Genomic DNA, 8691 nt, shown 5'->3' on the forward strand with positions numbered 1-8691 from the left:
TACCGGCTTATTCCGCTGCTTCCGCTTTCGGCATTACAGACACGTATACGCGACCGTTGGCCTTCGTTCGGTAGTTCACATTGCCGGCGGTGAGAGCAAAGATCGTGTGATCCTTGCCGAGGCCGACGTTGGAACCCGGATGCCACTGCGTACCGCGCTGACGCACGATAATGTTGCCTGCGATGACGGCTTCGCCGCCGAACTTCTTCACGCCAAGGCGCTTGGATTCGGAATCACGACCGTTGCGCGATGAACCGCCAGCTTTTTTGTGTGCCATTGGAGTTCTCCTTTAAACCTTAAAGTCCCGTGATCTTACTTAGCAGCCACGATGTCCGTAATACGGACAACGGTGTGATGCTGGCGATGGCCGCGCGTACGCTTCGAGTTCTGACGACGGCGCTTCTTGAAGGCGATGACCTTCTTGCCGCGGTTGTGCTCGACCACTTCGGCCTTGACGGAAGCGCCCTTGACGAAGGGAGCACCAATCGCAGCGTCGGCGCCTTCGCCGATTACGAGGACTTCGGTGAATTCAATTGCGTCGCCAGCGGTTGCTTCAAGCTTCTCGATGGTCAGCACGTCGTTTGCTGCCACACGGTACTGCTTACCGCCGGTCTTGATGACTGCGAACATTTTTTATCCTTTCATGTTCGTTCCGGCTCATACCCGCAACAAGCAGGTGGCCGTCTTTTTATCAGTCGAGGTTAAGCAGGGATTTCAGAGGCTTTCGCCCAGAACTCTCGCTGCCGGTGATCCGCCCCGCGCGAACGCGAGACTGGCAAGGCGCGGACTTATCCACACCTATTGCGAAGCCGAGATACGCGAGGCCAAAAACACTGTCAAGGCAAAAGGATGAAAACCTTTGAGATTTCGTCTTGCCAGCCCGTCATTCTCTCGCTAAGAGAACGCCCGCGCCGAACAAGCGCCGACCAGACCGCGGAGAGGTGGCAGAGTGGTCGAATGCACCGCACTCGAAATGCGGCATACCTGCAAGGGTATCGTGGGTTCAAATCCCACCCTCTCCGCCATTTGGGCTTGGGTTGCCAGCATCTTCCCGACCATTCTCATACTAATTCGGTTTGGCTGCTGTCGCGGGTATCCGTTTGGGCCACACTGTCGGCACGACCTGCCTATTTTGCTACCATGATTGATGGCATTTCGGTCTTTGAACGGGCTAGCGCTGCTGCCTTGCCATGCACACCCTATCTTCATCGGGATCTAGGCTGCTTCCGTAAATCCTAGAGCCGCTGAAGCAACTCCATCTTGGCCGGGCTATTTGCGGTCGAGGTAGCCACCCTTAAATCTAACTCAGCGTAATTGTTCGCTCGTGTCCTTCGCTGCTCGTCTCCTATGATTAAAGTCAAAATCGAACTTGGAGAGCGGCAGGTGTCTCAGACAGCGAAAAGGTCCAGCGTCTCACCCGGCGGCTTGGAGCAGCAGGTGGCGGCGGAGGGTATCAGGAGAGAGCTACTCGTAGAGGGGAACGACGTAGTCGGCCAGGTAGGCCTCGAAGTCCGCCGTCGTTCGAATCCGGTCGATCACCTCGAGGAAGGCGACGGCCATTAGTTCCGTGTCGGCTTCCGGAACGATATCGTAGCCATTCGTTCTCAGGAAGATGAAGCCACCGTCGAAGCCGGTGCGTTTATTGCCCTGTTCAAACGGATGCGCCCTTGCGATTGCTTCCATATAGGAGACCGCAAGCGTGAGGGCGTCGACGCCAGGCTCGTATTCCCAAAGATTCTTGGGGCGCGCGCCAGCGCGCCGTCCAGCTTTTCAGGAAACAGGAGAGCGTGATTCTCACCTGTTTCCGTGATATTGGCGATGTTGATGTCGATGATGACCTGCGTGGGCAGCCAGTAGGGTTCACTTGGCAAGGATTGCATGAACCTTCGGGAAGCGCTTCATCGCCAGAGCGATCAGCGCGGCATGATCGACGGTAGCCTGCGCAGGGCGCGGCTCAAACGTCTTCCGAGGCTGATTTGCGGTGATAGCTTTTACTGCGCACATGATCCTTACCCACTTTCTAGGGTTTCTCTGTGTAACACCGCATACGAGCGCGCGCAATTGCTATTGCAACGGCGCCACTTACTTTACGGAGTCAAAATTAACGAGCCTACAAACCAATGGTTCCGTAGGCGCATTTTCTTAGAATATATCTAATATAGTGACATTGAATACGTGACGCCACCGCACATGTGGAATCGCCGGAGGTCTCTGATGGCCGAAACACCATGCGCCGACGCGGCACCTTGGCGACCTGGCCTACAGCCTGCTTTACCCGCCGGCCTGAAGATAGCCGCGGCAAGGCGCGTTCCACGGTTTTCCCGCAGCCTCTGGTTTTCGTCAAGCTTGGATCTCGTCGCCCAAATTTGGCTAGGGCCACATTCTCGGCACGACCAAGTATTTGCCCCGCATTCCAATACTCAGGATCTACCGGCTGGCGATGTCTGGCCGCATGTAAGCGAATGTTCGCTAGTTTAACATGAGGCTCAGACGTGTTAAGAAAATGCGTTTTTTTTAACTCATTGAGTCGCACATGTTAAAGCCGACCTACTCCTTGCCAGATCTTTCTAAACTCTACGACTTGGAGACCATTGAGGTATTGAAAGCACTCGCCTCCGCGAACAGATCGCTCGCTGAGCTGAAAGGGCGAGCGGCTGCGATACCGAACCAAGGTATCCTGATCGATACCCTGGCACTACAAGAAGCGAAGGCCAGCTCAGAAATCGAAAATATCGTCACGACGCAGGATGAACTCTTTCAAGCGGAGCTATTTCCGGAAGGTCCAGAGTCTCCAGCAGCAAAAGAGGTCTCCCTATATCGCGATGCGCTTAAGTATGGCTTCGATAAACTCACCCAGTCTGAGGGTCTGCTGCCCAATTCAACAATCGTCGGCATGTTCCGTCTCCTCAAGCAGCGGGACGATGGTTTCAGGCAAACTCCAGGCACTGCGCTGAGGAACGATCGGACTGGCGAGATTGTCTATATCCCGCCACAAGATCAGCGAGAGATTGCTTTCGCTATGGATGCCTTAGAGCGGTTCATCAATGACGATCGGTTGTCACCGCTTGACCCGCTCATCAAGATGGCGCTGGTGCATCACCAATTTGAGAGCATACATCCGTTCCCGGATGGAAACGGCCGCATAGGGCGTATTTTGAATGTGCTCTATCTGACACGCGCCAATCTGCTCGAAACCCCTATTCTCTATCTTAGCCGGGCAATCAATAACTCGAAGGGCGAGTATTATCGGCTGCTTCAACATGTGCGCGACACCGCCGAGTGGGAAGGTTGGCTGGTTTACATGCTCAAAGCTGTTGATGAGACAGCAAAGACGACTCTCGATCTCATCGAAAACATTCGCGAGCAGATATCGACAACCAAGCGAAGACTTCGGGAAGAGTTCCCGAAGCTATATTCGCAGGATCTTTTGAATAACCTATTCAGGCATCCTTACACGCGGATCGACTATGTGCAGCAAGAGTTAAATGTCACTCGACAGACTGCTGCTCGCTACCTTGATACGTTGGCGGACGCAGGTTTTGTTAGCAAACATCAAAGCGGCAGAAACAATTACTATATAAACGATCGGCTGGTCGCCCTCTTTTTGAAAGTCTCCGAGTAATAGAACACACTCAAGACAGCGGCTTCGGCGAGACATTGATGCCGTTTTGGTGCGGGGAACGAGAAGGGCAGTGATGTCGAAGCTCCGGCCCCGGGTGCCGGGAGAACAATCCGGAGCGACCCTTCATGGCCCTCTGCCGGCACGAAGCCTCTCGGCCGGCCATCGAAGGGCTTTCGCCGCGTGTTCAATCGAAACAATTGAATTTACTATGGTGTATTTATTTACTTTGATTAGTGCGCGTGTTATTGCTTAATGTATCATTTGAAGTTCTTGCCGTTTCTTCGATTGCGGAGAATTTTTGGCAAAGTGACTGCAGTTTTACTGCGCTTTCAGCAATCATCGCAATGCCACCGATCTAATCACACTGCCCTCTGAACAGCGTTCCGGAGAGAGACGCCAGATCGTATCCGGAGGGCAGCTTATGACGGCAAAGCTCCACGTTAATGACGGAACGGCCCCGAACTGGTGGGATAGCCAGGCAATTTGGGTTGTTCCTGGAAATGATCCACTATTGGAGAGGGCCACGACATCATGACCGATACAGCAGAATTTGAGATCTCGGTTCGAGATGACGCAACTCAGGCAGATCGGGAGAATGCGGAACGTTCGGTTGCGGCACTTGTAGCTCGTTCAGTATCGGCAGTGGCACAGGAACGTGCCGCCGAAGCGGACCTGGCGGAGTTGACCGACCCACTACGCAGGCCATTTATGAAGTTGATCCAGGAAGCCCCCCCTTCCCCCGAGACCCTCGAGAAGCTCCGCACCCACCAACTCATGCAAGCCTACAAGATGGACGCGCTTGAGCAGGCCCCATTTACCGGGACATACGACGCTTTGGTGCCGCAAGATGTTTTAAGCAACACGCGATCTTTGGGGTTTGTCCCACCGTATGACTTCAGCTGGGCCTGGCATGACGGCAGCGGACACCCCCCGTTCAACCAGGTTCTCGACCGACCTAGCGGTAGCGTCGGTCTGGACGCCCGATCAGGGTCACTTCCTGGCGGCGCATCTGGATTTATCAACGCCCATGTGGGTTTTGGAGTGTTCCTCAGGTCCGATACGACAGGGCAGCGGTTCCCGCATGCAGTCCTCAATCCCGGTCGGTTCAGTTTCGCGGCGAGAGCGGTCGGAGTCGGGAGTAACGCCACGACCGAGGGCGGTTTTGAGCTCACCGTATTCGAGGACGGGCAGTTCTTGACCGGCGCCAGCCGCCGATTGTGGCGCGCCAGAGTCAGTGGCTCAGTCTTTGACCCGGACGAATCCACGTCCGGATCGCAGGGGCCGCAGGTGATGGCCGGGCCTGAGCTCGCGTTCACCATAAAAGCACGGTCATGGGTATACATTCAACGCGGGCATTTGGGTGTTCAGTGATCGATCAATCGGCATCGGTGCGGGAGCGGTGCAGTCTCTGTTACAGGGCGTTGTGACCAGAATGTGGGTCTTTGGCTGAGCTCCGCAGCTGGCTGGCGAAGGTCTGCATAGGGCTTGCCTGTCGACATCTGCGGGGAGGTCTCCAGGGGGGCGGGTGCCGAACTCTGCCCGCCTTCGCCCGGATGCCGGGTCTCGTTTCGGAGTTCTTCATTGACCTATCCGCGGTCGCGCCACATCAGGTCTGTCGTCCGCTACCCGCACGACCACCTCAGGCGCGAGAGCCTCCGGCGCAGGCACATCCGTTCGCTGCGCGTGCGCCAGGACGATGCGACTCAGCGTCCTTCGTTTCGAGACCTGTTGGCAACGCCGAAGTGATAGGTAGATGTTCGTTATGCGCCGGGGTAGTCCTTGGCTTCCTCCCAGGGGCATCCTACGGGTGATCTTCAGCACCGATGGGAGATCACATGGCGACGATCCGCAAACTTAGAGGACGCTGGCAGGCACAGGTTCGCCGGCGCGGCATGAAACCCCGCTGCAAGTCCTTTGATACGAAGCTGGAAGCGGAGAAGTGGGCGCGTGACCTGGAGGCCCAGGTCGATCGCTTCGGTGCCGCGCCCGACACCCGGATCTTGGAGAGCACAACGCTCGGTGAGCTCCTGGAGCGCTACCAGCGCGAGGTCTCGCCGACGAAGCGAGGCGCTCAGTGCAGGAGATCCAGCGGATCGACGTCCTGCGGCGCCATGAGCTTGCTTACCGGACGATGATCGGATTGAGCCAACAAGACATCGCCTCGTTCCGCGATGAGCGTCTCCGCACCGTAGCTCCATCTACCACTGTTCGCGAGCTCGCTCGAACAAGCCTGGCGACGTCTCCTTGCGCGATCGAACGTCAAGGTTCTGCGCTTCCACGATCTCCGCCCCGAGGGCGTAAGTCGTCTTTTCGAGCGCGGTCTCAACGTGATCGAGGTTTCTACGATCAGCGGGCACAATGAACTGCGAATGCTCCGGAGATACGCACACCTCAGGGCGGCGAGAGCTTTTCCCTTGGTGGATTGGCGCACAGGTTAATTTCAAATAGCATTGACTAATTGATTAGTGTTGGCTATTTGATTGCTCATGACCGAGGCCGAAACCATAACTGCTGTCATGCGCGCCCTTGCTGATCCCACGCGGCGGGCCGTGTTCGAGCGCATCGTCAATTCCGACGAGATCACCGTCGTTGAGTTGACCCGCGGCAGCAGTGTGACGCAGGGCGCTATCTCGCAACATCTCAAGTCCTTGAAACAGGCCGGCCTTGTTTGCGAGCGCCCCGAGGGGCGCAATGTCTATTATCGTGCCCAGCCCGACGGTCTGGAGCCGCTAGCCGACTGGATGAGCGACTATGGCGTATTCTGGCGCGAACGCTTCGCCAATCTGAGAAACCTACTGAAGGAAATTGACCCATGAACCACGCCGTGAATCCGGACACGCAGGCCATTGTGGTCGACGACGTCTTCCCGCACGCGCCCGCAGTCATCTGGAAAGCCTTGACGAGCGGCGAGCTCATCGGCCGTTGGCTGATGGCGCCGACAGGCTTCGAGCCTGCGGTCGGCAGCCATTTCACCTTTCAAACCAAGCCGGCAGGCGAATGGGACGGCACCATTCATTGCGAGGTGCTGGAGGTCGTGCCGAATGAGCGTCTGTCCTATGCGTGGAAGGGCGGCCATGAGGGCAATGACGGCTATGGCTCGAAACTGGAGACCGTGGTCACCTTCACCCTCTCCACGGCCGAGACGGGCACGCGCCTGCGCCTCACCCATTCCGGCTTCGTGCTTCCGAAGAACGACACCGCCTACCGCAACATGAGCGAAGGCTGGAAAAAAGTGGTCAAGAATCTCGACAGAGTGGTCGCCGAAGAGGCGTCTTCGCAAAGGCTGCATTGAAGCAACAGGAGAACGACATGAACACGCCCTATACCGGTGGTTGCGCCTGCGGCGAAATCCGCTACGAGATATCAGGCGAACCGGCCGTCATGGTTGACTGTCAGTGCCGGCAATGTCAGCGCGACAGCGGCACCGGACATCAATCGCACCTGACTTTTGTTGCGGCTGAGGTGAAGGTCGAGGGAGAAGCATCGCATTGGCAGACCGTCGGCGATGGCGGAACCGTCAAGCGACGTGCCTTCTGCCCGACATGCGGTTCGTCCGTGCACATGACATTTCCCGACATGCCGGATGTGTTCATCGTCACGCCGGCAAGCCTCGACGACCCAAGCCGCTATAAGCCACAGCTGGTGTCCTGGACCGCGGCCGGACATGCCTGGGATCACCTCGATCCGGCACTGCCGAAATTCGACAAGATGCCGACGACGTGAAACATCGAGGTTGCCATCCGCGATTGGGGGCTGCCGCTTAGCCGCATTGTGGTGAAGCTCGTCCGCCGTCCGGCAATCCGAAACGAGCGCAGCCGGCGCCTGACCGGTGACGAGGAGCAAGGTCTGCTCGATGGCTGCGACGCCGGACAGATCCCATCCTCAAGACGATCGTCATTCTCGCCATCACGAAGGAAGGTCTTTATGATATCCCGCGATGGTGCAGTGATCTCGTTGCGCCTCAAACACGTTGATGTCGATTACAAGCAGGTGTTTCGTAAGCGGCAAGGCAAAGCGGTGGTTATGGGGATTTGGTGGCACTTGGTACGTCTTCAGGCTGATAAAAGCGAACCACGAACCTGCTTGGCGAGCATTATGCCGCGAAAGGTGAATTCGGGACTCCGCGTCCTGTCTCATTCAAGGCGGACCTTCTCCCAGAGCCCTACAAGGAAAGCCGTTCGCGACAAATAGCTTCTACGAGATCCTGCAGGGTCTTAACGCGCTCAGCGAGCCATGTGAGTTCCTCGGCAGTGATTGCGTATTTTGACGAATATCGTGCCTCGACATAAGCCCGTGATAGCAATTCGAAACACCGGCGAGAAAACCGGCTGTCGCGCGGCCACGCGGCGATTAGTCGACTATCTATTCCTTCGGCTTGGGAGCGAAGGATCTTCATTCGATGTGACTTGGGGCTATAGAGTGTCAGCGTCAAAAGGACACTGTGATAAAGACGCTCGGTCGTTTGATGAAGCAGGAACGCCGCCTCATTGGGAAAGTCTTTCTTTAGTGCTTCCTGGGCTAGATGGAGCATGCGTGAAGCGCCATCGAACCACTGTTCAAAAAAGGTCCTGGCTTCGTGCCGCTCCTCGTCCGCCGTCAGTGGTTTCGGCTCCGCCAGGGGATGGCCAGGCTGTTCGTAGAGGACGATGCCGTCTCTGGCGATGTCAGCGAAAAAGGGCCGACCGCGGGCGAGTTGATCGTTGACGTCGTGTAGCGTGTGGACGATCGGAACGACCGGCGTTTCGATGCGATGGCCGATCTGCTCCTTCAACAGCTGCTCGTCGATGCCTTGCCAGAGGTCATGCTCGTCGGCAAAGGCCTTGGTGTTGACGACGATCAACAGGTCGTAGTCGGAGCGGTAGCCGCTGAGGCGATCCTCGACCCAGTCACCCCTGGCGTAGGATCCATACAGGATGACCTTCAGGATCCTGCCGGCGCTTTTCTTCCCCGACAGCTTGCTTGCTTGAAACCCCTCGACCTCGGCAAATAGGATCTCGATGATGCGCGCCAACTCGCGCCGCTTCCTGTCCGGCAGGTGCTCAATGTGATCGGTCAGGGTCAAAGCAGCG

General features: G+C 56.8%; 9 protein-coding genes, 1 tRNA gene and 2 pseudogenes. 7 read left to right on the forward strand and 5 right to left on the reverse strand.

Annotation, left to right across the window (positions count from 1 at the left end; genetic code table 11):
• Positions 1–7 precede the first annotated feature (7 nt).
• Together rpmA and rplU are read right to left on the reverse strand one after the other, a co-directional pair.
• Positions 8–277 carry a 50S ribosomal protein L27 gene (rpmA, locus tag BSG20_RS05285; protein WP_004127267.1) on the reverse strand — a complete coding sequence of 90 codons (270 nt, stop codon included), beginning with the start codon at positions 275–277 and terminating at the stop codon, positions 8–10.
• Positions 278–312: 35 nt separating this feature from the next.
• Positions 313–630, reverse strand: a complete 318-nt coding sequence (gene rplU, locus BSG20_RS05290; protein WP_007790977.1) for a 50S ribosomal protein L21 — start codon at positions 628–630, stop codon at positions 313–315.
• Between the two features lie 305 nt (positions 631–935).
• On the opposite strand from rplU, the gene BSG20_RS05295 reads away from it, so the two are divergent.
• Positions 936–1025 (forward strand) — tRNA-Ser (locus BSG20_RS05295).
• A gap of 439 nt (positions 1026–1464) precedes the next feature.
• On the opposite strand, the pseudogene BSG20_RS05300 reads toward BSG20_RS05295, so the two are convergent.
• Both BSG20_RS05300 and BSG20_RS36305 read right to left on the reverse strand, forming a co-directional pair.
• Positions 1465–1743, reverse strand: a pseudogene (locus tag BSG20_RS05300) (type II toxin-antitoxin system death-on-curing family toxin); the annotation flags it as partial.
• 117 nt (positions 1744–1860) lie between these two features.
• The gene (locus BSG20_RS36305) at positions 1861–2004 is read right to left on the reverse strand and encodes a hypothetical protein (protein ID WP_167371532.1); all 144 of its coding nucleotides are present in this window, start codon (positions 2002–2004) and stop codon (positions 1861–1863) included.
• Positions 2005–2533: 529 nt separating this feature from the next.
• On the opposite strand from BSG20_RS36305, the gene BSG20_RS05305 reads away from it, so the two are divergent.
• The 6 genes and pseudogenes from BSG20_RS05305 (at position 2534) to BSG20_RS05330 (ending at position 7345) form a co-directional block, all read left to right on the forward strand.
• The gene (locus tag BSG20_RS05305; protein ID WP_072369815.1) at positions 2534–3622 is read left to right on the forward strand and encodes a Fic family protein; all 1089 of its coding nucleotides are present in this window, start codon (positions 2534–2536) and stop codon (positions 3620–3622) included.
• A gap of 531 nt (positions 3623–4153) precedes the next feature.
• The gene (locus BSG20_RS05310) at positions 4154–4993 is read left to right on the forward strand and encodes a hypothetical protein (RefSeq protein ID WP_072369818.1); all 840 of its coding nucleotides are present in this window, start codon (positions 4154–4156) and stop codon (positions 4991–4993) included.
• Between the two features lie 464 nt (positions 4994–5457).
• Positions 5458–6060 (forward strand): annotated as a pseudogene (locus BSG20_RS39165) (tyrosine-type recombinase/integrase).
• Between the two features lie 48 nt (positions 6061–6108).
• On the forward strand, positions 6109–6438 hold the full coding sequence (locus BSG20_RS05320) for an ArsR/SmtB family transcription factor (RefSeq protein WP_072369821.1): 330 nt from the start codon (positions 6109–6111) through the stop codon (positions 6436–6438).
• Positions 6435–6914 carry an SRPBCC family protein gene (locus BSG20_RS05325; protein WP_072369824.1) on the forward strand — a complete coding sequence of 160 codons (480 nt, stop codon included), beginning with the start codon at positions 6435–6437 and terminating at the stop codon, positions 6912–6914. The genes BSG20_RS05320 and BSG20_RS05325 overlap by 4 nt, the downstream gene beginning before the upstream one ends.
• A 17-nt stretch (positions 6915–6931) precedes the next feature.
• A complete protein-coding gene (locus BSG20_RS05330) occupies positions 6932–7345 on the forward strand; it encodes a GFA family protein (RefSeq protein WP_072369827.1) in 414 nt (137 codons plus the stop codon).
• Between the two features lie 439 nt (positions 7346–7784).
• On the opposite strand, the gene BSG20_RS05340 is transcribed toward BSG20_RS05330, so the two are convergent.
• Positions 7785–8691 (reverse strand): HEPN domain-containing protein (locus tag BSG20_RS05340; protein WP_244551807.1); only part of this gene is annotated, 907 nt, incomplete at its 5' end.

Origin of the sequence: Rhizobium tibeticum (assembly GCF_900110205.1) — a bacterium.
Classification (GTDB): domain Bacteria; phylum Pseudomonadota; class Alphaproteobacteria; order Rhizobiales; family Rhizobiaceae; genus Rhizobium; species Rhizobium tibeticum.